Origin of the sequence: Streptomyces sp. NPDC004539 (genome assembly GCF_040610055.1) — a bacterium.
GTDB lineage: Bacteria > Actinomycetota > Actinomycetes > Streptomycetales > Streptomycetaceae > Streptomyces.
Genome location: NZ_JBEXLS010000031.1, coordinates 90,703 through 114,246 on the forward strand (window position 1 = coordinate 90,703; position 23,544 = coordinate 114,246).

Sequence of the window (23,544 nt, forward strand, 5' to 3'; positions counted from 1 at the left end):
CTCAGCCGCTCAGCACGGCCACCGCGTGCGCCGCCGAGGCCATCGTGATGTGCCGGTGCCAGCCGCTGTAGGAACGTCCCGCGTAGTCGCGCAGTCCGACGCGGTCGCCGACGGAGGCGAGGGCCTGGTCCACCTGGTGCCGCAGGCAGGTCAGCTGCACCAGTTCGGAGGGCGAGGCGTGAAGCATGTTCGTCAGCCACAGTTCGCCGGGCCACGGCCTGCCCCGCTGCCCCGTACTGAGCAGCAGCAGGTTCTGCGAGCGCGGGGCCAGGTGCCCCGGCAGCCGCACCCTCGCCACCGCCACCGCGCTGGGCGCCCTGTCCGCGGTCGTCGGCCGGTCCCGCCAGACGACCGGGCGGCGCAAGTCCTTCACGTGACGCATGATGTGATGGGCCGGCAGCGTTTCCCTGTGTCCGGCGGGGGAAGCCTGGTCGGTGAGCTTGAGGGGAAAGGTACTGCCGACCTTCACCAGCAAGGGCGCACGGGTGTCACGGAAAGCGGACCGGACCGTCGCGACATCACTGTCCGAGAAATCCAGTACCGTCGGCCGCGTGGGAACACCCCACTCCTGCATGGCCCCGAAGACGTGCGCCATGCATTCCCCGAGAGATTCGGGACGCCTGTCATCAGGAATCATGGCCCGGCTGCGACGGCTCCTGTCGGTCAGCCACGCGGCAGGTAAATGCAGCCGCCAATTGACCGGGTAGCAGAAATTCTCCGATATCGCCCACACCCCGACGGCCTGTTGAGCGTTGAGCACCTGTCCCAGCTTGGGGTAGAACTTCCGGTCGACGCCGACGGAGTACTCGCCGGCCTTCGGTATGACCATGGGCTGGGCGACCCACGCCCGAGGGGGTGCCACGCGGGCCAGATGGCGGGAGAGAGCCTGGCGGATGGTGTTCCAGTCCCAGGTGGACTCGGAGATGAAGTGATGCAGGCTCTGCTCCGTGGTGGCTCCGCCGACATGCGCCGCGATGTTTCTCACGGACTTCCGCCCCTGTGCCCCGAGAAGGCCCTTCAGGTACGTCATCCCCTTATGACGCTGGTCGCTTCGAGCCAGTGAGGCGAAGAGGATCGAACCGATCTCATCCAGCATCACATCCGGCGATTTGATGGAGCCTCCGACATCGTTGAAACGTCGGATGAACTCCAGGTCTGCCACGGTCCCATTGCCCATCGCACACTCATTCCATCGGCGTCCCTACGGCGCATCCCACGATGCAGTCGGCCAGATCCGATGCATAGGTGCGCCGAGCACCGTCTTGTGAAGCCAGGAGGTGGCTCAGGAGACAGTGCGGTCGTCGGTCTTCGGGTTACTCGGGAAAATCGGCAGGCTTCCGTGAACGGAAAGGAAACGCGGATCGCATCGCCCGTACGCGCGTGATTTCGTCAAGAATGCGTGCCGGGTTGGCTGGAAAGTCCGCGAGGCGGAGCGTGTCGGTTGCCGGTGGAATATGCGTACGGACCGGTGACTACGCCCGCCGGATCGGCCCCAGCGCTTCCAGGACGGTGTCCACGACCTCTTCCGGGGTGCGCCGGCCGGTGTCCACCACGACCCGGGCCACCTCGGTGTACAGCGGGCGGCGAGCTCGCATGAGGGCGTGCCACCGGTGCCGGGGCGCGGTCGCGAGGAGCGGGCGGGAGTCGTCCGAGCGGAGCCGCTCCATGGCGGTGTCGACGTCGACGTCGAGGAACACGACGGGCAGGCCGGCCAGCAGCGCGCGGGTGCCGGTGTCGAGCACCGCGCCGCCGCCCAGCGCCAGGACGCCGTCGTGCCCGGCGACGGCGCGGGCCACCGCCTCCCGCTCCACGGCCCGGAAGTACGCCTCTCCCTCGTCGGCGAAGATCTCCGCGATCGACCGGCCCTCGGCGGCCACGACCTCGGTGTCCGTGTCACGGCAGCCCACTCCGAGCCGGCGCGCCAGGAGCGCGGCGACGGTCGATTTACCCACGCCCATCGGGCCGACCAGGACGACCTGGGGGCCGGGGCCGCTCATCGGACGCGGCGGCCGGGAACGACGGCCACATCGCACCGGGTCCCGGCCACGCCGTCACCGGGACCGGCGAGTTCGGCCGGGGTCACGGGGACGGCCGGCGGGCACTCCGGCTTCGGCGGATCGGCGTCGCCCGCCATGACCCTCACCTGTGAACCCGGGGGCGATCCGTGCCGCACCCCGTCGAGGAAGAGGAAGGTGACCCCGTGGCCCCCGAAGCGCGTCCGCGCGCGGCCGGACCGCCGGACCAGTTCGCGCGCGGCCGTCCCGGTGGTCACCGGAGCCCCAGCCGGCAGCCCCTCCAGCAACCCCTCCGGCAATCCTCCCGGCGCCGCTCCGGGCACGGGCCCGTACACCCCTCCCGCGCCCGGTCGGCGCGACCCGCCGACCACCCCTTCCTCGGCTCACGTGCGCCCGCGGGGTTCCGGCGCCCTGTCGTCCAGGAACGCCCGGATCTCCCGCTCGTCCCGCTCGTCCAGCCGCAGCGCGAAGATCCCGCGCAACGCGTCCACGGTCTCCCCGGGGGACAGCTCCACCGACTCCGTGAGACCGCCGGGACGATCGGTGGTCAGGACGGTGTCCCGCAGCCGGTACCGGGCCGCCTCGCCGCCGCGCTGTGCGACGAGGCGGCCGACGAACGGTGAGCCGGGACGGGTCGAGCTGATGTAGTGAGCGGCCCGGAAGTCCGCCTCGTACTGGGGCTCGGGACGGAAGGCGTACAGGTCGAACCAGCCCTCACCCGATGCCATCCGCAGCACCCAGTGGCCGTCGTCCCGGGCCAGCCGCCAGCGCCAGCCGGCGATCTCCGACTCGGCGTCCTCCCGCAGCGGGACGGGCTCGATCAGCCCCGCGTAGCCGTAGCCGGGGTCGGCCAGCCACACCGTGCCGGGCTCGTCCCGCGCGCGCACCAGCAGGGAGGTGTGGGAGCGGAAGCGGCGTTCGGCGCTGCCCTCCCTGATCCGGGAGAGCATCCGGGTGACCGCGAACCCGAAGCGGTCCAGCGCGGCGGCGAACAGGAGATTGGTCTCGTAGCAGTAGCCGCCGCGGCCGGAACGCACCATCTTGTCCTGCACGTCGGCGATGCGCAGGGACACCGGCCGCCCGAGCGCGATGTCCACGTTCTCGAAGGCGAAGGTGGACATGTGGGCGCGGTGCAGCAGCCGCAGCGCCTTGGCCGAGGGTTCGACGGGCCCCTCGTACCCGCATCTGCGGCAGTACGCTTCGAGGTCCAGGTGGTCGCTCTCCCACTCCGGTGACCGGTCGACCCGGTCCGGCAGCCCGGTGAGATCCATGACGTCCTCCTTGGGGAAGAGGGGCTAGATCTCGACGCGTACGTCGTACGTCCGGACCCAGGTGTCGAACTCGACGAGCCGTTCCATGACCGCCCGTGTCCCCCACAGGCCGCCGAGTCCGGCGTAGCTCTCGACGGGCCTGTCGAGCAGCCGCCGGATTCCCGCCACGGGCACCAGGGCGAGGACCGGGGACGTGGGGTGCAGCAGGTCGGCGACCTTGGCGCGCAGGGCACGGACGTACTCGATGTCCTGGGTGGAGGGGTAGGGGCTCTTCTTGCGTTCGAGGACGGACTGCGGTAGGACGTCGGCCGCGGCGGCGCGCAGCAGGCTCTTCTCCCGGCCGTCGAAGTTCTTCATCTCCCAGGGCACGTTGAAGACGTAGTCGACGAGCCGGTGGTCGGTGAACGGGACGCGCACCTCCAGGCTCGCCGCCATGCTGATGCGGTCCTTGCGGTCCAGCAGGAAGTTCTCCCAGCGGCTGATGTTGAGGTAGCTCAGCTCGCGCATCCGGCTCTCCCGCGCGGATTCGCCCGGCAGCCTCGGCACCTCGGCCAGCGCCTCCGCGTACCGCTCCTTGACGTACTCCTCCAGATCGAGCCGGTCCCACAGGCCGATGTCCTTCATCGTCTGGAGGCCGCCCAGCCGGCGCCAGGCGTCGTGCCAGGGGAACGTGTCCCCGTTGACGGCCTCCTCATCGAAGAACCAGTTGTAGCCGCCGAACAGTTCGTCCGCCGTCTCCCCGGACAGGGCGACGGTGACGCGCTCCTTGAGCGCCGTGCACAGGTGCAGCAGCGAGTGCTCCATGTCGCCCGTGGAGATGGGCAGGTCCTGGCAGCGCAGCACGCGGGAGCGGATGTCCTCGTCGAGGACGTCGGCGCTCTCCAGTTCCACGACGACGTGCTCGGCCCCGCAGTGCTCGGCCACCTCGACCGCGTACGGGGTGTCGGGGTCCATCCAGATCCCGTTGCCCTCGAACTCCCGGTTCTTGAAGTCCACGGAGAACGCGGCGAGCGGTTCCGATTTGCCCTGCTCGCGCAGTGCCTTGGCGGCGAAGGCGGTGATGGCGCTGGAGTCGAGGCCGCCCGACAGCAGGGTGCCCACGCGCACGTCGGCGATCAGCTGCCGGCGCACGATGTCCTCCAGCAGCTCGCGGACCCGCGAGACGGTGGTGGCGAGGTCGTCGTCGTGAGGGTGGGCCTCCAACTGCCAGTAGGTGCGCACGGTACGGCCGGACCGCCCGAACCGGACGACGGTGCCGGGGACGACCTCGTGCATGCCCTTGAAGATCGCGTGCCCCGGGGTGTTGATGATGGCGAAGATCTCCGCCAGGCCCTCGCGGTCGACCACCGCCTCCACGTCCGGGTGTTCCAGGACGGCCTTGGCCTCGGAGCCGAACAGCACCCCGCCGACGAGCGGGTAGTAGAAGAGCGGTTTCACGCCCATCCGGTCGCGGACGAGCAGCAGTTCCTCGCTCCTCGGGTCCCAGACGGCCATCGCGTACATGCCGTTGAGCCGCTCCGCGAACTCCTCGCCCCACTCCAGGTAGGCGTGCAGCACCACCTCGGTGTCGCTCGTGGTGCGGAACTCGTGTCCCAGGGAGGCCAGTTCCTCCTTGAGTTCGAGGAAGTTGTAGACCTCTCCGGTGTACGCGATGACCGGCAGGCCGTCGTGGGGGCCGGTGACGTGCATCGGCTGCCGTCCGCCCTCCAGGTCGATGATCGACAGACGAACGTGGCCGAGCACCGCGTGGGGGGAGGCCCACGTACCCTCGTCGTCTGGGCCCCGGCACGCCATGGTGGCCGTCATGTCGGTCACCGTGCTCCGCTGGCCCGTCAGATCGCGGTCGTGGTCGACCCATCCGGCAAGTCCGCACATGGCTGTCCCGTTTCCTTTCCTCGGTTTCCTTCATGTCGGGGCACGGGCAGGTCACCGCCGGGGCGGGTGACCGATCCGGTCCCAGTACCGCAGCTGACGCTGCTTGCCGGGCTCTCCCGGCACCGCCACGTCCTCGCCGCCGACGACCATGACGTTCGGCTGGTCGGGGGTGAACGTCTTCCAGGCAGGCGCGTGCGCGCTGTTCGGTTCCTCGCCCCGGGCGAACGAGGCGATCAGGTCGATGAGCGTGTCCGAGACCCGCCTCTCCAGCGGGCCGTCGCCGTAGGCCGGCGCGTTGCGGCTCAGGGCGTGGGAGCCGAACAGGAACTTCGACGTGGCCTCGTGGGGGGTGCCCGAGTGCGGCGGACGCAGCGGATGCGCGAACTCCGCGACGTACAGGGGGGAGTGGCCGTGCCGCGCGTGGCGCCGCGCCTGGTGCAGGATCTGGTGGCGGAACAGGCCGTCGCCCCAGATCTCGGTCCACAGCGCGACCGGGTCCCCGGGCAGCCCTTCCGCCGCCGTGGCCTCCCGGTAGTGGGCGAGACAGTCCTCGACCATTTCGGCCGTGACATCGGTACGGCACTTGCGCAGCACCGACGCCACGGCGGCGCGCAGTCCCGTCTCGTCCTCGGGGAGGGGACCGTCCCACGGGTAGCCGGGGCCGGTGGTGAAGAACGTCCCCTCGGTACGGCAGTAGAGGACCAGCAGGGGGATGCGCGGGGTCGGCAGATCGTGGTCGAAGCCGCGCATCCACTGGCCGTCCGGGACCGGGCCGCGGTACTCGTGCCAGCCCTGGAACGGACGGGCCGCCGGGTCGCCGGAGAACAGCGCCTCCCAGGCGTCCTTGAGGTCGGTGCCGGGGACGCCGCGCAGCTCTCCCACCGTACGGCCGAACTGCTTGGCGAGCGTCCGGTAGACGCTCCGCGACTGGGCCGGGGTGGTCGAACTGGCCGGGTTCCAGACGTGCTTGGTGCTGATCGGCACCGCCCGCCGCACGACCGAACGCAACTCGGGGAGCAGACTCAGCTGCCAGGTGCTGGAGCCCCCGGCCGAGGTGCCCGCCAGCGTGATGTTCTCCGGGTCGCCGCCGAAGGCCCGGGCGTTGGCCTGTACCCAGCGCAGCAGCGCGGCCTGGTCCTGGAGGCCCCAGTTGCCGAACGACCCGGTGCGGGTGTCGGTCAGGTCCTCGTGCAGACCCCAGCCGAGCAGCCCCAGCCTGTAGTTGAACGTCACCACGACCATGTCGCCGCGCACGGCCGGGCGGGCGCCGTCGTAGTCCTCCTCGCTGCCGGCGCCGATCATCCAGCCGCCGCCGTGGATGTAGACGAGCACCGGCCTGCGGCCCTGGACGTCCGGCGTCCAGACGTTCGCGTACAGACAGTCCTCGGAGCTGTCGGGCAGGTAGTCGGTCTGCAAGGCGGGGGCGCCGAACCGGGTGGCGTCCCTGATACCCGACCACGGCTGCGGCGGGACGGGCGACGCGAAGCGCAGCCGGCCGACGGGCGGCGCCGCGTAGGGAACCCCGCGGAAGACCGTCACGCCGTCGAGCCGTTCCCCGGCGACGCGGCCCGCCGTGGTGCGGACGATCACGGTGCCGTTCCGTCCGGCACCGCGCGATGGTGGTCCGGCTCCGGGGGCGGGGCGGGGCAGTTGGTCACGGCTGACTCCATGGGGTGGGGAGCGGCCGGCAGCCGCTGGGAGCGGGGACCCATCGTGCGCCGCGGCACCCACCCGTGCCCAACGCCGCCCACCGAGTCCATCAGGTCCGCACCACCGGACCTGATGGAGTGACCCGCACCTGACGAACTGCCCGTTCTCGCGTTGGCAGCCACCGCGGCGGCATCCACAATCGGCAGCCAGCGACGGATCTCCCGACGGGCCGGGACGTCGCGCGGACCGGCCGTCCCAGCTCCCACGGACGAAGCGTGAGCGGAGAGGGGACGGCACGGCGCTCCCGCCCCGCGTGCCGCAGGACGGCGGTGCCGCGGGTCGTCGTATCCCCCTCAGAACCACTGTTCCAGCCGCGTGGGCCAGGCGGTCGCCCGCTCCCCTCCTGGACCAGTGCGCGGTCGACGAAGACTACGGAAGTCGTGGAGGACTGTATGGACACTGCCGTACGCGAGGTCCGCGGTAAACCCGCTCTCCAGCAACCCCGGTGGCCGGACGACGGCCGCGTCACCAAGATCAGCGAGGAGCTCACCCGCCGCACCCCGCTGGTCGATCCGGCCGAGATCCGCACGCTGCGGGGGCTGCTCGCCTCGGTGGCGCGCGGATCGGCGCGGGTGGTGCAGGCCGGTGACTGCGCCGAGGACCCGCTGGAGTCGACCGTCGGCTACGTGGCGCGCAAGGCGGGCGTGCTCGACCTGCTCGCCGGAGCGATGAAGATGGTCTCGCACAGGCCGGTCGTCCGCATCGGCCGGATCGCGGGGCAGTTCGCCAAACCCCGTTCGCAGCCGTTCGAGACGGTCGCGGGGCGTGAACTGCCCGTCTTCCGGGGGCACATGGTCAACAGCGCCGAGCCCTCACCCGAGGGCCGCGTGCCCGACCCGGACCGCCTGCTCCAGTGCTACGACGCCGCCGCGGAGATCCTCGCCCACCTGCGCGCACTGCGCGGCGCCGGGACGGACGGGGCGGTCGTCGAGCAGCCCGTGTGGAGCAGCCACGAAGCCCTGCTGCTGGACTACGAACTCGCCATGCTCCGCGAGGACGACCACGGACTGTGGCTCACCTCGACCCACCTGCCGTGGATCGGGGAACGCACCCGCGCCCTGGACGGCGCGCACGTGGAACTGTTCACGAGGATCGCCAACCCCGTGGCCTGCAAGGTGGGCCCGTCCATGACCGCCGACGGGATCACCGCCCTGTGCGAGCGGCTCGACCCGGACCGGGTGCCGGGCCGGCTCACCCTGATCGCGCGGATGGGAGCCGACGCGGTGGAGGATCTGCTGCCGCCGCTCGTCGACGCGGTCCGCACGGCCGGCCACCCGGTCATCTGGCTGACCGACCCCATGCACGCCAACACCGTGACCACGCCCGACGGCCTCAAGACACGCTACGTGGAGGCGATCGAGCGCGAGGTACGCGGCTTCCTCAGGGCCGCGCGCGCGGCCGGCGGGGTCACCGGCGGCGTCCACCTCGAAACCACCCCGGAGTACGTCACGGAGTGCGTGCGCAACGAGACCCACGCCTCCCACGTGGGGGAGAAGTACCTGAGCCACTGCGACCCCCGGCTGACCGCTTCCCAGGCCATCTCCGTCATCGCCTCCTGGCATGACTGACCAGGCCACCGCACGTGCACGCACCGAGATCACCGAAGGAGTGTCGAGGCATATGCGTTCATCGATCGCGCTGGTCACCGGAGCGGCGGGCGGAATAGGGGCCGAGGTGGCCCGGCTGCTGGCCGAGCGGGGGACCCCGGTGGCCGCCGTCGACCGGGACGAGGACCGGCTGGCGGCGACCGTGGCCGCGCTCGCCGCCGCCGGGCTCCCGGTGCGCGCCTTCGCGGCGGACGTCGCCGACAGCAAGTCCGTCGACGACGTGGTGGCCGCCGTGGAGGACGGGTTCGGCCCCGTGGACCAGCTCGTCAACGCCGCCGGGGTACTGCGGCTCGGCACCGTCATGGAGTTCGGGGACGAGGACTGGGCCGCCACCTTCGCCGTCAACGTCACCGGGGTGCTGCACATGTGCCGCGCCGTGGTGAACCGGATGATCCCCCGCGGACACGGGGCGATCGTGACCGTCAGCTCCAACGCCGCGGGCACCCCCCGTGCCGAGATGGCGGCCTACGCGGCGTCGAAGGCGGCGGCCACCCAGTTCACCAAGTCCCTCGGGCTGGAGGTCGCCGCGCACGGCATCCGCTGCAACCTGGTGGCACCCGGCTCCACGGACACCCCCATGCTGCGCTCCATGTGGGCGGACGAGGACGCCGAACGCCGCACCCTCGACGGCTCGCCCGACATCTACCGCGTGGGCATCCCCCTGCGGAAGATCGGCCGGCCGCTGGACGTGGCGCAAGCCGTGGCGTTCCTGCTCTCCGAGGACGCCTCCCACATCACCCTGCACGACCTCACCGTCGACGGAGGCGCCTCCCTGGGCGTCTGACGAGACGTCGGCGTCTCCCCGTGAACGGCCCACCCGTCACCCACATAAGGACGACCCGTGCCCGGCATCCCGCGCATCGACCCCTATCCGCTGCCCGAACGCGGAGACCTTCCCCCCAACACCGCCCCCTGGTCCCTCGACCCCCAGCGCGCCGTGCTGCTGGTCCACGACATGCAGCAGTACTTCCTGCGGCCCCTGCCCCCGGACCTGCGCGAACAGGTGGAGGCTCACACGGAACTCCTGCTCCGGTACGCCGAGGCCGCCCGAATCCCCGTCGCCTACAGCGCGCAGCCCGGCGGGATGACCGAGGAGGAACGGGGCCTGCTCCGCGACTTCTGGGGGCCGGGCATGCGCGTGGCCCCGGCCGACCGGGAGCCCCCCGCGCGGCTCGCCCCGCGCGCGGGGGACTGGCGGATCACCAAGTGGCGCTACAGCGCGTTCTTCCGCACCGACCTGCGTGAACGGATGCGCGTGCACGGCCGGGACCAGCTCGTGCTGTGCGGCGTCTACGCCCACATCGGGCTGCTGGCGACGGCGATCGACGCGTTCAGCCAGGACATCGAGACCTTCCTGGTGGCCGACGCGGTCGCGGACTTCTCCGAACGCGACCACCGGACGGCCGTGGACTACGCCGCGGCGCGCTGCGCCGTCGTCCTCACCACGAAAGAGGTGGTGGAGCGGTGACAACCGACCCGCTGAGCCTCGTCCTGGGCGACGACCCGCCGCCCTTCGCGCTGCTGTACCGCCCCGAGACCACGGGGCCGGACGCACTCGACGTGCTGGTCGGCGACATCCACGCCCACGCCCGGCTCGACGAACTGCCGCTCGCGGACACACCTTCCGGCGGCCCGCCGGGGGAGCACCACGACATGGTGGTCCTGGTGCCGTACCGGCAGATCACCGAGCGGGGCTTCACCGCGCCCGAGGACGGCACCCCCCTGCTCGCCATGAAGGTCACCGGCCGGCACCGCTATACCCTCCGGGAAGTGCTCGACCGGCTGCCGGACACCCCGCTCGCCCTCGGCGACGGCGCGTTCGACATCGACGACGACGCCTACGCCGAACTGGTCCGGACCGTCGTCTCCGAGGAGATCGGCACGGGAGAGGGGGCGAACTTCGTCCTCAAACGCTCCTACCGGGCCACGATCACGGACTACCGGCCGCACAGCGCGCTCACGCTCTTCCGCCGGCTGCTGGAACGGGAGTCCGGCGCGTACTGGACGTTCCTGATCCACCTGGGCGAGCGCACCCTCGTGGGGGCCAGCCCCGAGCGGCACATCAGCGTCCACGACGGGCGGGCCGTGATGAACCCCATCAGCGGGACGTACCGCTACCCGCCGGGTGGACCCACTGTGACCGGGCTGATGGAGTTCCTGGAGGACCCCAAGGAGATCGACGAGCTGTACATGGTGGTCGACGAGGAACTGAAGATGATGTCCCGCATCTGCCCGGACGGCGGACAGGTCACGGGCCCGTTCCTCAAGGAGATGGCCCGGCTCGCGCACACCGAGTACTTCATCGAGGGCCGTACGGACTGCGACCCCCGGACCGTCATCCGGGAGACGATGTTCGCCCCGACCGTCACCGGCAGCCCCCTGGAGAACGCCTGCCGCGTCATCGCCCGGCACGAGCCGGCCGGCCGCGGCTACTACAGCGGGCTCGTCGCCCTGCTGGGCCGGGACGCCGGGGGCGGTCACGCCCTGGACTCGTCGATCCTCATCCGCACCGCCGACATCGACGCCCGCGGGAACCTGGAGATCTCGGTGGGGGCGACCCTGGTACGGCACTCCGACCCGCTGTCCGAGGCGGCCGAGACCCGGGCCAAGGCCGCCGGTCTCATCGCGGCCTTCGACCCCCCGGAGCCGGTGGCCCTCGGGGCGCTGCCGCAGATCAGGGAGGCGCTGGCCGAACGCAACGCCCTCATGGCCGACTTCTGGCTCGCTCCCACCCATGAACGGGTCTGCCACGACCCGTTCCTGCGGGGGCGCACCGTGCTCGTGGTGGACGCGGAGGACACCTTCACCTCCATGATCGCCCAGCAGCTCACCTCGCTGGGGCTGGTCGTCACCGTGCGCCGCTTCGACGAGGTCCTCGATCCCGCCGCGTACGACATGACGGTCATGGGACCCGGCCCCGGTGACCCCGAGGACTCCGCGGACCCGAAGATCGCCCGCCTGGAACGGGTGGTCCGGCGACTGCTCGACGAGCGGCTGCCCTTCCTCGCCGTGTGCCTGAGCCACCAGGTGCTGAGCCGTGAGCTCGGTCTGCCCCTGAGGCGGCGGGAGACACCCAACCAGGGCGTCCAGCGGCACATCGGCCTCTTCGGGCGGCGGGAGACCGTGGGCTTCTACAACACCTTCGCGGCCGTCTGCGCGGAGGACAAGATCAATGTCCCCGGCGGCGGCATCGTGGAGGTGAGCAGGTCGTCCACGACCGATGAGGTGCACGCGCTGCGAGGGCCCCACTTCGCCTCCACGCAGTTCCACGCCGAGTCCGTGCTCACCCAGGACGGGACCAGGATCATCCGCACCCTGCTCGCCGAGGTGCTTCGCGGAACGGAGGTCTGAGCATGACCGACGCCGATACTCCGGTGCTGACCTTCTGGTCGGACATCGGCTGCCCCTGGGCGACGCTGGCCCTGCACACCCTGCACGAGGCGACGCGGCGGCTGTCGGCCCCGGTGCTCATCGACCACCGGGCCTTCCCCCTCGAACTGATCAACCGGGAACCCACGCCGAAGACCATCGTCGACGTCGAGGTGAGCGCCATCGCGGCACGCTGCCCCGAGGTCGGCTGGCGGCGCTGGTCGGCCCCGGAGTGGACGTACCCGTCCACGATGCTGCCCGCGATGGAGGCGGTGCAGGCCGCCAAGTCCCCGCAGGCCGGGGGCCTGGCCGCCGCGCAGCAGCTCGACGCCGCCCTGCGGCACGCGTTCTACCGCGAGAGCCTGCCGATATCGGTCCACTCCGTGATCCTCGACGTCGCCGGCACCTGCGACCGGGTCGACGCGGGGGCCCTGGCCGCCGAACTCGCCCGGGGCGCGGGGCGCGAGGAGGTGTACGCGCAGTTGCGCGTGGCCCTGAGCCCGCAGATCCAGGGCAGCCCCCATCTGTTCGCCCCCGACGGGTTCGCGGTGCACAACCCCGGCGCGCGCACTCGCTGGACGGACGCCCCGGAGCGGGGCGGGTTCCCGCTGTTCGAGGAGTACAGCCCGGACTGGGCGGAGGAACTGGTGCGCCGGCTCCACGGCCGGCGCTGACGGGACGGGCGGTGCGCGGGCCCCTGGGACCGAGGTCAGTGGAAGACGCCTCGCGGGTCCCAGGCGGTCATCGCGGCCCTCGTCCGCACCGCCCTGCGGCACCTCGGGGAGCGCGCTCCCCGCACGGTGTCCCGGAACGGATCGGCCTCCCTCGCGCTCCCTCGCACGAGCTGTCCGCCGCGGCAGTGGAGCACGTCGAAGGCGATCAGGTCGTCCCACTGCGGACCGCGGACGTCACGCGGGCCGGGGGCCGTGCTCCGGCACATCTCGCAGACGTACCCGGCGGATGCCGGCGGGTGCTCGGCGCGGCGGTGGGGAACGGCGGCGGAGGCGAGCCGCGGGGTGGGCGCCTGCGGCAGCAGCTCCGCCGGGTCCTCGCCGACCGCCCCCGGAGAGCGGAACCAGTACCTCGTCACCAGGCCGAAGTGCTCCGCCCCGACCGCTCTGTGGGCCAGCCACAGATCGCGGTGGCGGTCGCCGGGGTCACGGGTGGCCACCACCGGGCGCGTACGCCCGTAGGCGTCCACGAGGACGGCCTCGATCGCGTACAGGTACTCGGTGGCCAGGCGCCTCGCCGCCTCCGGCCGGCGGCCGTCCGGCAGACAGCCGCGGCAGCAGGTGTCCGGCCCGGCGAGGGACGGGACGACCACCCCCCAGCGCTCGTGGAGCGTGTGGCGCACGGCGGACGGCCGTGCGCCCGCCTCGACCGCGAAGGCGCGGCGCTCCTCGTCGAAGTACACGGCGTTCATGGGCGACAGGTCCACCACCCGCTGCGGCTGGGCCGCGCCCCGGCGGTCCCCGGAGAGATCCGCGCCGCCGACGGCCACGCGGTGCCCCGACTCCACCGCCTCGGCGACCGCGCGCAGCGCCTGCGATGTCGAGGAGACGAGGACGCGCCGGGAGAGTGGGGCGGCCTCGAAGATGCCGGGCTTGTTGTCACACAGGCGATCGAACATGGCAATCCGTTCGGGAAGAGGGCGACGGGAAGCAGTCGTGCCGTGACGAGAACGAGAGGATCGCAGGGCGACGCGCCGGGCTGGGGACGGCCGGCGGTCCGGGGTTACGGGGGCCGCCGTCCGGCCCCCGCAACGCTATCCGGCGAGCAGCGTGGCTATGGACGGGCCGAACGCCGCCCCGAGCAGGTAGCACAGGTTGAACAGCCCGATAGCCGCGGGCAGTTCCACCCCTCGGACCCCGTCCGTCGCCTGCCCGGCCAGGACCCCCTGCCCGGACGCCGCCGCGATGGACGCCGCCGCCTGAGCGGCCAGCAGCACCGTCCACGAACCGCTCAGCGCCAGCAGGGGAGCGATCGCCCCCAGCGCCACGAGCACGGCCACGACCGGCCGCCGTCCCAGCGGGCCCGAGGCGGCGACGACGAACCAGGACAGCCCGCCGCCGAGCAGCAGCGGCCAGACCATCGACACCCCGATCCGGTCGCTCGTCCAGTCGGTGTGCTCCGACAGCGACTCGGGAACGGCGTACATCAGACCGAAGTTGACGACCGCCAGCGCGAAGGCCAGCACGCACGCCACGAGGAAGGCGGGCCGGCCGACGAGGGGGGCCGGCACGAACCCGTACGGCCGGTTGCGGATGTGGCGGAAGAGCGCGACGACGGCCACGACCGCGCACACGCCGGCCACCAGCGGTTCCTTCGGGACGAACACCAGGGCGGTGACCAGCGCGGTCACCATGACCGCGCCGAGACCGTCGAAGGTGCCGCTGTCGGGCGCCCGGCCGCCCGGCACGCGCCGCAGGACCGCGAGCACCCCCAGCACGCTGATCACCGGCAGCGCGAGGGCCGCCCGCCAGGACACGGCCCCGTTCACCAGCGAGCCCGCCAGCGGCGCGCTCGCCCCGACCACGGCGAGCGAGGCGCTGACGATGCCCATGCGCAGCGGGGAGCCGGCCAGGCTCATCGCGATGGAGGTGAGCCCCGCGGTGCCCAGCGCCTGCAAGGCGCATCCGACAATGGCCGCCGCCGGCACCGGCACGCCCAGGACCAGGGCTGCGCCGAGCACGATCTGTAAGCCGCAGGCGAGCAGCGCGAGGCGCGTGCCCTTGTGGCGCATCAGCCCGGCCATCAGCGGGGTACCGACCGCGATGCCCCAGCCGAACGCGACGACGCACCAGGTCACCGTGGACTCGGTGGTGCCGAGGCCGCGTGCGATGTCGTCCAGGACCAGGGCCGGTCCGGCGATGCCGAACGACAGCGGGCCGGCCATCAGTGCCAGGTAGGGGGCGGGAATGCGCGAGGAGGCGTGCTCCTCGCCGGGCGCGACGGGGGGCCGTGTACCCGGGGCCCCGGTGGTGGGTTCTTGCATCAGTCCTCCCGGACGTGAGGGTCCGGCCGCCGACGGGCGGGGGGTTCGGCCGCCGCCGCGTCCGGGCCGGGCGGGTCGTTCAGCTCTGTAGCGTGGGGTAGTCGGTGTAGCCCCGGTGGTCCCCGCCGTAGAACGTGCCCGGGACGATCTCGTTGTACGGGCCGCCGGCCTGGATGCGCTCCGGCAGATCGGGGTTGGCCAGCCACAGCGACCCCAGGCTGATCGCGTCCGCGAGGCCCTCCCGGAGCGCCGCGAGCGCCGCCTCGGGCGTCACGGAAGACTCCCGGCCCGTCTCGTGCGGGTTGAGGATCAGCTTCCCGGGCCACTCCGCGCGCACCATCCGCGTCACCTCGCGGTGGCCGAACTCCATGACGTGCACGTACGCCAGGTCGAGCGGGGCGAGCCCCCGGATCAGCGTGCGGTACAGCGCGATCGGGTCGCTCTCGGCGACACCCTCGCTGGTGCTTCCGGGAGAGATGCGGATGCCGACGCGCTCCGGTCCGATCGCGTCGCTGACCGCGCGGGCCACCTCCTCCGCGAACCGGACCCGGTTCTCCAGGGAGCCGCCGTAGGCGTCCGTGCGCCGGTTGGTGTTGTCGGCGAGGAACTGGTGGATGAGGTAGCCGTTGGCCCCGTGTAGTTCGACGCCGTCGAAGCCGGCCTGCACGGCGTAGCGGGCGGCGCTCACGAAGTCCTCGACGGTCTGCGCCACGTCCTCCAGCGTCATCTCACGCGGAGTGGGGTGGTCCACCATGCCGTCGGGCGTGAACATCTGGCTGCCGGTGGCGATCGCCGAAGGCGCCACGGGAAGCGCCCCGTCGGGGTAGAGGCTGGGATGGCCGACCCGACCCGAGTGCATCAGCTGGACGAAGATCCGCCCGCCCCGCGCGTGCACGGCGTCCGTCACCACGCGCCATGCCTGGGCCTGTTCGGGCGAGTGCAGGCCCGGGGTGTCGATGTACCCCTGACCGATCACGCTCGGCTGGGTGCCCTCGGTGATGATCAGGCCGGCGCCGGCGCGCTGCGCGTAGTACTCCGCGGTCAGCTGCCCCACCGAACGGTCCACCGAACGGCTGCGGGTCATGGGCGCCATCACCAGACGGTTCGAGAGAGTCGACTTGCCCAGCAACAGCGACTCGAACATTTCCTGCACAGCGATCCTCCAACGTGATCCACACGGTTGTGCCGTCTGATCACGACGGTAGGAGGGGGAGCCCCTGTCCCGAATCCGTAGGCATACTGGTCGGCCTACCGGGATCTTGGGCAAGTAACATGACGATTACGGTAAGTGGTGCGCGGCATTGAGGTCGCTGGAAGGGGCTGCGGTGCTGTACGGCAGGAGCGTCGAGCAGGGGCGACTGGACGACCTGGTCAGTGAGGCGATCGCGGGCCGCAGCGGTTCCCTGCTGCTGCGCGGCGAGGCCGGGATAGGCAAGACGGTGCTCCTCGACGGGCTCGCGGACCGGGCCTCCGCGCTCGGGGTGCACCTGGTCCGTATACGGGGCATCGAGCCCGAGGCCGACCTGGCCTTCGCGGGTCTCGTTCAGTTGGTGTGGCCCTTCCAGCAGCGGCTCGACGCACTGCCCGAGGCGCAGGCGTACGCCCTGCGCTCGGTCCTCGGCAGCAGCGAGGAACGCGGAACGGACCGCTTCCTGACCGGACTCGCCGTCCTCACCCTCCTCGCCGACCTCGCCGACGACGGTCCGCTGCTGTGCCTGGTCGACGACGCCCAGTGGCTGGACCAGGCCAGCGCCGAGGCGCTGCTGTTCGCCGCCAGGCGGCTGGGGGCCGAGCGCATCGCCATGGTGCTGGCCAGCCGGGAGACCGGTCCCGCCTTCGGCGGACTCCCCGAGCTGTCCCTGCCACGGCTCGGCCCCGAGGAGTCCGCCCGGCTGCTGCGGGACCGGGGCCACTCGGCCGCCGTGCGTTCCCGGGTCATCCCGGAGTCCCTCGGCAATCCGCTGGCGCTCATCGAGTTCGCCGCGGTGCAGCGCGACGGCTACCACCGCCACGCACCGCTGCCCGTCGCCGACCGGGTGTTGTCCTGCTTCCGGGCGCAGATCGCCCAACTCCCCGAGCGCACCCGGCTGATGATGCTGATCGCGGCGACGGAGGCCCGGGGCGACCTGCGGCACCTGATGCACGCGGCGGAGCTGCTCGGCGCCCGGTTCGGGGACCTGGGCGAGGCCGAGGCGGCCGGCCTGATCCAGCTCATCGACGGCGGGGTCTCCTTCCGGCACCCGCTCGTCGCCTCCGCCACCTACCAGGGTGCCCCGCTGGCCCGGCGGATCGCCGTCCACCGCGCCCTGGCCGAGTCCGCCGAGGAGCCCGACTGCCGGGCCCGGCACCTCATCGCCCTCACACCGGAGCCGGACTCGGACGTCGCCCGGGAACTCGCCGAAGCCGGCGAGCGGGCCCGCGCCTGCACCGCCTACGGAGCCGCCGCCCGGCTCTACGAGCACGCCGCCCGCGTCTCACCGGCCGCCGAGCAGCGGGCCTCCCGGCTGGCGGTCGCCTCCACCCTCGCCCTGGCCGCGGGCAACTCGCCCCTGGCCGCCCGCCTCGCCACCCAGGCGGAACAGCTCACCGTCGGCCCCGCGGACCGCGCGCTGCTCGCCCGGGTCAGGGCAGCCGTCCTGGCCGACCAGGACGACCCCCGGGGCGCGGGCCGGCATCTGCTGAACGAGGCGGAGCGCACGACACCCCAGGACGCCCACACCCTGCTGCTCGACGCGGCCCACCACGGCTGGCTCGCGTCCGACCCCGCGCTGGTGAGCGCCGCCGCGGCCCGGCTGGCGGGCATGAACCACCCCGAGCCGCTGGTGCAGGGGCTGGCCCGGCTGTGCGACGGCGACTACGCGGGCGCCCTGCCCGTGCTCGCGGAGTTCCTGGACAAGCACGTCGCCCTGCTCTCCGAGCCCGCCGAGGACGACCACCACCGCACCGTACGGCTGCTCGCCGTCACCACCGGCACGGTCATCGGCGACGACACGGCCACGCTGGCCCTGGCGTCCGCCGAGGTCGCCCGCTGCCGCGGCGAGGGGCTCATCGGGGAACTCCCTCACGCACTGGAGGCGCTCAGCCAGGTACAGACCGTCCTGGGCCGCCACCACGACGCCCAGTCGGCCATCGCCGAGGCCAAGGAAATCGCCGGGGACACCGGCCAGCTCCACCGGCTGGCACGGCTGCACGGCGTCGAGGCGAGGATCGCGGCCATCGAGGGCGACGAGGAGACCTGCCGCCGTCTCATCGAGGAGGCGCCACGCCGCTCGCTCGGCGAGATCGAGCGGGCGCTGGTCCTCCTCGATCTGGGACAGGGCCGGTACGCGTCCGCGCTGGACCGCGTCGCCCCGCCCCCGCCCGGCCCGGAGCAGGTGGCCTGGATGTCCGCCTCCGTGGCCGCCGATCAGATCGAGGCGGCCGTACGCAACGGCACCCCCCAGGCGGCCGACGGGACGTTGCGCCGCATGGAGACGTGGGCCTGGTCCGGCGCCTCGCTCTGGGCGCGGGCCGTCATGGCGCGTTCCCGGGCGCTGCTCAGCGACCGGCAGGAGCACTACACCGAGGCGTTACGCCTCCACCGGGAGGGCGGCCGGCCCTTCGAACAGGCCAGGACCGAACTGCTCTACGGCGAGTGGCTGAGGCGTTCCCGCCGGCGCGGCGAGGCCCGCGCTCCTCTCCGCTCCGCCCTCGCCACTTTCGAACGGCTGCGCGCCAGGCCGTGGGTACGGCGGGCGAGCGCCGAACTCGAACTCACCGGCGAGACCGTCGTCGTCGCCCACGCGACCGCCCAGAACCTCGTCGACCGCCTCACCCCGCAGGAGCTCCAGGTCGTCCGGCTCGCCGCGGACGGCAACAGCAGCCGGCAGATCGCCGCGCAGCTCTTCCTCAGCCACCGCACCGTCGAGCACCACCTCTACAAGGCGTACCCGAAACTCGGCGTCGGCTCGCGCCGCGAACTCTCCGAACTCAACCTCACCTGAACCGGAACCGGGCCGACACGCTCACCAGGCAGGAGCCACAAAAGGATCGAACGCGCCCTCAGGTGGGAGCGGCGGTCGTGGACAAGGTGACCACGCGGTCGAACCGGCTGTCGAGATCCTCGTCGCCGTGGTGCACCACGAGCAGGCCGCGCCCGCGGGTGTGCTGCTTCAGCGCCCTCAGGACCAGGTCCCTGCCGCTCGCGTCGAGGTTGGCGAACGGCTCGTCGACGAGATACACGTCCGCTTCCTCGCACAGGAGCGCCGCGACGCCGGCCCGCTGTCGTTGTCCGGACGACAGCTCGGAAGGGAGCCGATCGGCCACCTCGTCGAGCTTCATGGCCGTGCGTACCCGTACGTCGGCGACCAGTTCGCGCACGGGCAGCGGGGGCAGGTCGACCGGAGCGGTGAGGGCGGCCACCCGGGTCGGCAGCGTGACCATCCCGCGGTCGGGCGCGAGCGTTCCGGAGATGATGTGCAGGAGCGTCGTCTTGCCGCAGCCGTTGGGCCCCCGGAGCAGGACGTGCTCACGGGCGCCCAGTGCGAAGTCGTCGATCGTCACGGCCGCGCCGTCGTCGTATCCGACGAGGACCTTGTGGACGAGCACCGTGTGTCCCTCGTCGTGGTACGGCGACCTGGCGGAGGCTCGCAGGGCGGTGATCCGCCTGAGTACGGCGGTGTTCCGGCGAGCCTGCGGAATCATGTTCACGAGCTCGAAGATTCCGGTGACGGCCCGCCACAGCGAGTTCACGAAGGCGAGGAAGCTGCCGAACGTCATCCGGCCGGCGAACACGAAGTACGCCCCGATGATCATCGAGGTGGTGTCGGAGAGGTTCATGACGAGGTCGCTCAGCGTGTTCTGCTTCTGGGTGAGCCGGAAGTTGGTGAAGGTGATGCCGAGGAAGCCGCGCAGCGCCCTCCTGTTGGCGGCCCGGGTGCCGGAGAGGAGGCCCGGCAGGCCGCGCAGGGCGTGGAAGGACTCCAGGGTCCGAGACAGTGTGTTGACGTACTGTGCCTCCGCCTCGCGTTCCGGTTCCGTGTTGTCCTCGATCCGCTTGGCGATGCGGTTGCTCACGTACACCAGCGGCGGCACGATGACGAGCAGGATGAGGGACGCCTGCCAGGACAGGTAGAGCAGTACGCCGATGAAGACGGTGGACGACATGGTCTGCTTCGCGATGCGGACACTGACGTCGACGGCGGGCAGGACCCCTTCTCTGACGTCGTTGTGGACCCTGCTGACGAAAGAGGCGCGGCCGGCCTGTGCCAGCCGCCGTCCGTCCTGGTCGAGCGCGCGGTCCAGCAGCTCCATCTCCAGGTCCAGCGTGATCGTGTTCTCGAACGCCTTGCGCCACCGCGCCACCCAGTAGCCCCCGAGGCTCAGGGTGAGGCCGAGCAGGAGGTAGCAGGCGGCGAGCAGGGCGAACCCGCGGAACCGGCCGGTCAGGATCGCCTGGTCGAACAGGGCCTTGAGCAGCAGGGGGTGCACCAGGGCTTCGGTCCCGCCGAGGGCCGCCTCGACGAGGACGATCACCGAGAACCGGGTCCGGTGGCCCCGCAGGGTGAGCCACAGCTCCTTCACCGGTCGACCTCGTCCAGCAGGAAGTCGGCGGTGCCGCCGTGGTTCACGCGGTGGAGCACCCGCAGGATGCCGGCCGAGCCGGTCAGGTAGTCGGTGGAACAGCGCAGCAGTCCGTCGCCGGGCGAGCCCAACGGCACCGCCTCGCCGTGTCGTGCCACTGCGAACCGCTCGTCCGGCTCGAACAGGAACAGCCGCCGTACGAAGTCGAGTTGTCGCAGTGCGATGGTCCGGTAGGAGGTGTCCCCGGTGATCGAGACCGCGTCGAGCAGCGTGTCGGCGATTCCGGACATGCCGAACGAGAACCCGGGCAGCACGGCCTGCCGGATGTCCAGTGCGCGCAGGACGGTCCGTGCGGAGTCCAGTCGGCCGTAGCGCAGGAGCACTCGGGCGACACCCGCGGAACCCACCTCGACATACGGCTCCGCGGTGCCGTGGTGGTCGAACGTGACATTGCCGTCCTCCTGCCGCTCGGCGTGCGCCATCTCCCAGGACATCGCGCCGCGGCCGAGTTCCAGATACCACTCGTCCCCGGTGATCTGGTGCATGCGCAGCAGGAACATCGCCACGCCCGCCTGGCCGAAGCCCAGGCCGGTGAAGGGTTTCCCGGTCGTGAACTCGTTGCGCCAGTGGACCTGCTCGCCGTCGCGCCGGGCGGCCTCGCGCAGGGCCCGTGCGCAGTCCCGCGCCGCGGCGAGGTGGTGTTCGTCGCGGTCGCGGAGGTAGAAGCGCAGGTTCGTCATGCCCACTCCGGCCAGGCCGTAGTAGAAGGTGGGGTCGCCGGACTCGTGGGCGTGCCGGTTGGCCTGCGACAGCAACTTCCTCGCCTGTGTGGGGAATCCGAGTGTGTCGGTGGCCCAGGCGATGCCGGCGAGGCCGTTCATGAGGCCGGCCGGGTACTGGTCCGGGTCGATGCCGGCCAGGTCGTCGCGCAGCCGCCGCAGCCATTCGGGCCGGAGCGGGACGCCCGAGGCGTTCAGTGCCCACAGGACGCCGCTCGCGCCGAAGCCGAGGCTCAGGGGGTTGGTGACGTGGGCGAACGGGTCGACGGGGAAGAGCGTGGGCCGGTCGGTGTCGGCGACGGCGTCGATGAAGGCCGCGAGGCCCGCCTCGGTCCGGGGCAGGCCGAGGCGCTCCTCAGTGACCGGCCGTACCGGCACGGCACGGACCTGGTCGACGAGGTCGTCCTCGTGCTCCAGTTCGCGCAGGACGTCCGTGATCGTGACCTTCGCCTGCGCCAGGTCCGTGAGCAGCTCGTGAATCCGCGACGGCCAGCCGAGGCTGTCGGTGAAGAGCCGGTAGCGGTCCAGGATGTCCTCGCGCAGGTACGACAGGGCCGCGACCGGGAAGACGAAGTAGGCCATCGTCATGGCCAGGCCGAACTGGTCGTCCTCGACCGCGGAGGTGGCGAAGCGGCGCCGGAACTTGCTGAACCCGGGCGTGTACAGCTCGACCGGTGCCTCCAGGTGCGCGTCCTTGGGGTCGGCCTCGGTCAGCCGGCACGTCTCCAGGTCGACGATGGTGACCTGGAGGGTGTCCGGGTCGATGAGCACGTTCGCGGCGGTGAAGTCGCCGAGGATCACGTTCCGGTCGTGGGCGGCCTGGAGCGCACGCGCGAGTCCCCGGAAGACGGCGAGGAAGATCCGCAGGAATTCCCGCGACTGCGTGACACCACCGGGTCCGAGGCGGGCGAGCGGGTTGCGTTCGAGCAGCAGGGAGCGGATGTCGGTGCCGTCGACGAACTCCTCCGCGATGAAGTGGTGCTCCCAGTGGCGGAACGTGGTGATCGGGACGGGGAACGAGCCGACGTCGGCCAGCCGGTTCAGGAAGGCCCACTCGCGCCCCAGGATGTCCACGGCGTCGTGGTCCTGACGCGGGTCGACGTTGGTGTGCGGGCGGGCTTCCTTGAGGACCACCACACGGTCGTCGTTCGCCGTGTCCTCGGCGGTGTACACCCCACCGCTGTTGGAGAACTGAAGCGCCCCGGTCACCCGGAAGCGGCCCGCGAGCAGGCCGTCGTCCTCGGGGTCGGCCGCAGGCTCCCAGTCGGTGAACGGCCATGCCACCCAAGGCGGTTGGGCGTATCCGGGGCGTCGGTCGTCGGCGACCGGCCCGTCCGGCCCCATGATGTGCGGCACCGGCCGGCCCAGGACGTCGACGGAGTGGGTGTCCAGGAACTGCCCGTACCGGAAGTAGAGCGCCTTGCAGTCGCGGTACCGGAGGTCCGACAGCACGTACGGCCCCTCGGCGCCCTCCAGTACTTCGGCGAGGTCGGCCAGACACGACCGGAACTCGTCGTCGTCCCGCGGGTAGACGGTGACGAGTTTCCCTCCGCTGCCCCGTGACATGGCCTTCGAACTCAGCATCTCGAAGACGGTGAGATCGAGAGCGATCTTGAAGTCGATGTCGTGCCCGGTCAGATACCCGATCACCGAGGCGGCGACCTCGTGCACGTTGCGCTGGTTCGCCGACACATGGATCTTCCAGCCCTGGGCGGGCAGGCTCGGGTTGTGCCGGTAGCTCCACCAGATGCCCTTGCGGACGAACCGCGACCGTACTCCCTCGTCGAGGGAGGCGAGGAAGTGGTCGGGCTTCGGCTTGTAGGAGACGTCGAGCGGGTCGAAGAACAGGGTGTCGTTCCAGCAGAACGGGAATCGGTAGACCCATCGTTCGTTGATCATGTCTGCCTCTGTCAGTGTGTCCGAGGAGCCTGGTGGGGCGGTCGGTGAGGGCGCGCCGGGGCGGCGTGAACCGTGCGGAGCGCGCAGTGTGCGCGCCGTCGCACGGTTCACGCCGTCAGATCACCGACTGCGGGCACCCCTCAGGCGGGTGTCCCGCGACGATTCCCGCTCAGGCGGGGTTGCGGCAGCAGGTGCTGCTCAGGCTGCTGGTGATGCTCAGCACCAGGGCGCTGCTGTTCTCCGTGCGCGGTTCGATCGTCTGGAGCTTCAGAACGCTCATGCGGGTCACTTCCTTGATGGTCGGGAGCGCTGTACGGCGCTCCGGGGACGGAACAGATGCCGACCAGTCAACGGCGCGCCCCGGACGCGTACATCAGGGAGAACACCCCGTATTCCGGGCACGCAGCCCCCAGAAACTCGCGTCCCCGGCCCACGTGAATGGTGGTGGCCTCGGAGGCTCCG

At 71.6% G+C, this 23,544-nt stretch carries 18 protein-coding genes; 6 read left to right on the forward strand and 12 right to left on the reverse strand.

The features are described 5' to 3' along the window. Position 1: 1 nt before the first annotated feature. From ABZX85_RS42375 to ABZX85_RS42400, 6 genes are all read right to left on the reverse strand, one after another. Positions 2 to 1,162, reverse strand: coding sequence for a transposase (locus ABZX85_RS42375; protein WP_355881874.1), 1,161 nt, complete (start codon positions 1,160 to 1,162; stop codon positions 2 to 4). Positions 1,163 to 1,472: 310 nt separating this feature from the next. Continuing rightward, entirely contained in the window at positions 1,473 to 1,997 is a 525-nt protein-coding gene (locus ABZX85_RS42380) for a shikimate kinase (protein WP_355881877.1), read from the reverse strand. Beyond that, a complete protein-coding gene (locus ABZX85_RS42385; RefSeq protein WP_355881880.1) occupies positions 1,994 to 2,272 on the reverse strand; it encodes a hypothetical protein in 279 nt (92 codons plus the stop codon). Before ABZX85_RS42385 ends, ABZX85_RS42380 begins: the two co-directional genes overlap by 4 nt. Positions 2,273 to 2,398: 126 nt before the next feature. Further along, positions 2,399 to 3,286, reverse strand: coding sequence for an arylamine N-acetyltransferase (locus ABZX85_RS42390; protein WP_355881883.1), 888 nt, complete (start codon positions 3,284 to 3,286; stop codon positions 2,399 to 2,401). A 24-nt stretch (positions 3,287 to 3,310) separates the two neighbouring features. Next, positions 3,311 to 5,161, reverse strand: coding sequence for an asparagine synthase (glutamine-hydrolyzing) (gene asnB, locus ABZX85_RS42395; protein ID WP_355881886.1), 1,851 nt, complete (start codon positions 5,159 to 5,161; stop codon positions 3,311 to 3,313). A gap of 51 nt (positions 5,162 to 5,212) precedes the next feature. Then, positions 5,213 to 6,751, reverse strand: a complete 1,539-nt coding sequence (locus ABZX85_RS42400; protein ID WP_355881888.1) for a carboxylesterase family protein — start codon at positions 6,749 to 6,751, stop codon at positions 5,213 to 5,215. Positions 6,752 to 7,263: 512 nt separating this feature from the next. On the opposite strand from ABZX85_RS42400, the gene ABZX85_RS42405 reads away from it, so the two are divergent. From ABZX85_RS42405 to ABZX85_RS42425, 5 genes are read left to right on the forward strand one after another with little or no spacing between them, the layout of a single operon-like run. Then, positions 7,264 to 8,439, forward strand: coding sequence for a 3-deoxy-7-phosphoheptulonate synthase (locus ABZX85_RS42405; protein WP_355881891.1), 1,176 nt, complete (start codon positions 7,264 to 7,266; stop codon positions 8,437 to 8,439). A 52-nt stretch (positions 8,440 to 8,491) separates the two neighbouring features. Beyond that, positions 8,492 to 9,262: a 2,3-dihydro-2,3-dihydroxybenzoate dehydrogenase gene (locus ABZX85_RS42410; RefSeq protein WP_355881894.1), complete on the forward strand. Its 771-nt coding sequence runs from the start codon at positions 8,492 to 8,494 to the stop codon at positions 9,260 to 9,262. A 57-nt stretch (positions 9,263 to 9,319) separates the two neighbouring features. Further along, the gene (locus ABZX85_RS42415; RefSeq protein ID WP_355881896.1) at positions 9,320 to 9,946 is read left to right on the forward strand and encodes an isochorismatase family protein; all 627 of its coding nucleotides are present in this window, start codon (positions 9,320 to 9,322) and stop codon (positions 9,944 to 9,946) included. Next, positions 9,943 to 11,829: an anthranilate synthase family protein gene (locus ABZX85_RS42420; protein ID WP_355881899.1), complete on the forward strand. Its 1,887-nt coding sequence runs from the start codon at positions 9,943 to 9,945 to the stop codon at positions 11,827 to 11,829. Before ABZX85_RS42415 ends, ABZX85_RS42420 begins: the two co-directional genes overlap by 4 nt. A gap of 2 nt (positions 11,830 to 11,831) precedes the next feature. Continuing rightward, a complete protein-coding gene (locus tag ABZX85_RS42425) occupies positions 11,832 to 12,521 on the forward strand; it encodes a DsbA family protein (RefSeq protein WP_355881902.1) in 690 nt (229 codons plus the stop codon). Positions 12,522 to 12,556: 35 nt separating this feature from the next. On the opposite strand, the gene ABZX85_RS42430 is transcribed toward ABZX85_RS42425, so the two are convergent. From ABZX85_RS42430 to ABZX85_RS42440, 3 genes are all read right to left on the reverse strand, one after another. Continuing rightward, complete coding sequence (locus ABZX85_RS42430; protein ID WP_355881905.1) at positions 12,557 to 13,477, reverse strand: hypothetical protein; 921 nt, start codon at positions 13,475 to 13,477, stop codon at positions 12,557 to 12,559. Between the two features lie 135 nt (positions 13,478 to 13,612). Next, the gene (locus ABZX85_RS42435; RefSeq protein ID WP_355881908.1) at positions 13,613 to 14,842 is read right to left on the reverse strand and encodes an MFS transporter; all 1,230 of its coding nucleotides are present in this window, start codon (positions 14,840 to 14,842) and stop codon (positions 13,613 to 13,615) included. Between the two features lie 79 nt (positions 14,843 to 14,921). Next, positions 14,922 to 15,986 carry an alkene reductase gene (locus tag ABZX85_RS42440; RefSeq protein ID WP_355881970.1) on the reverse strand — a complete coding sequence of 355 codons (1,065 nt, stop codon included), beginning with the start codon at positions 15,984 to 15,986 and terminating at the stop codon, positions 14,922 to 14,924. A 181-nt stretch (positions 15,987 to 16,167) separates the two neighbouring features. On the opposite strand from ABZX85_RS42440, the gene ABZX85_RS42445 reads away from it, so the two are divergent. Beyond that, positions 16,168 to 18,825 carry an AAA family ATPase gene (locus tag ABZX85_RS42445; RefSeq protein ID WP_355881911.1) on the forward strand — a complete coding sequence of 886 codons (2,658 nt, stop codon included), beginning with the start codon at positions 16,168 to 16,170 and terminating at the stop codon, positions 18,823 to 18,825. A gap of 58 nt (positions 18,826 to 18,883) precedes the next feature. On the opposite strand, the gene ABZX85_RS42450 is transcribed toward ABZX85_RS42445, so the two are convergent. From ABZX85_RS42450 to ABZX85_RS42460, 3 genes are all read right to left on the reverse strand, one after another. After that, the gene (locus ABZX85_RS42450; RefSeq protein ID WP_355881913.1) at positions 18,884 to 20,404 is read right to left on the reverse strand and encodes an ABC transporter ATP-binding protein; all 1,521 of its coding nucleotides are present in this window, start codon (positions 20,402 to 20,404) and stop codon (positions 18,884 to 18,886) included. Then, complete coding sequence (lanKC, locus tag ABZX85_RS42455; protein WP_355881915.1) at positions 20,401 to 23,082, reverse strand: class III lanthionine synthetase LanKC; 2,682 nt, start codon at positions 23,080 to 23,082, stop codon at positions 20,401 to 20,403. Before lanKC ends, ABZX85_RS42450 begins: the two co-directional genes overlap by 4 nt. 169 nt (positions 23,083 to 23,251) lie before the next feature. Then, positions 23,252 to 23,362 (reverse strand): class III lanthipeptide, encoded by a 111-nt coding sequence (locus ABZX85_RS42460; protein WP_200709269.1) that lies wholly within the window; start codon positions 23,360 to 23,362, stop codon positions 23,252 to 23,254. Between the last annotated feature and the right edge of the window lie 182 nt (positions 23,363 to 23,544).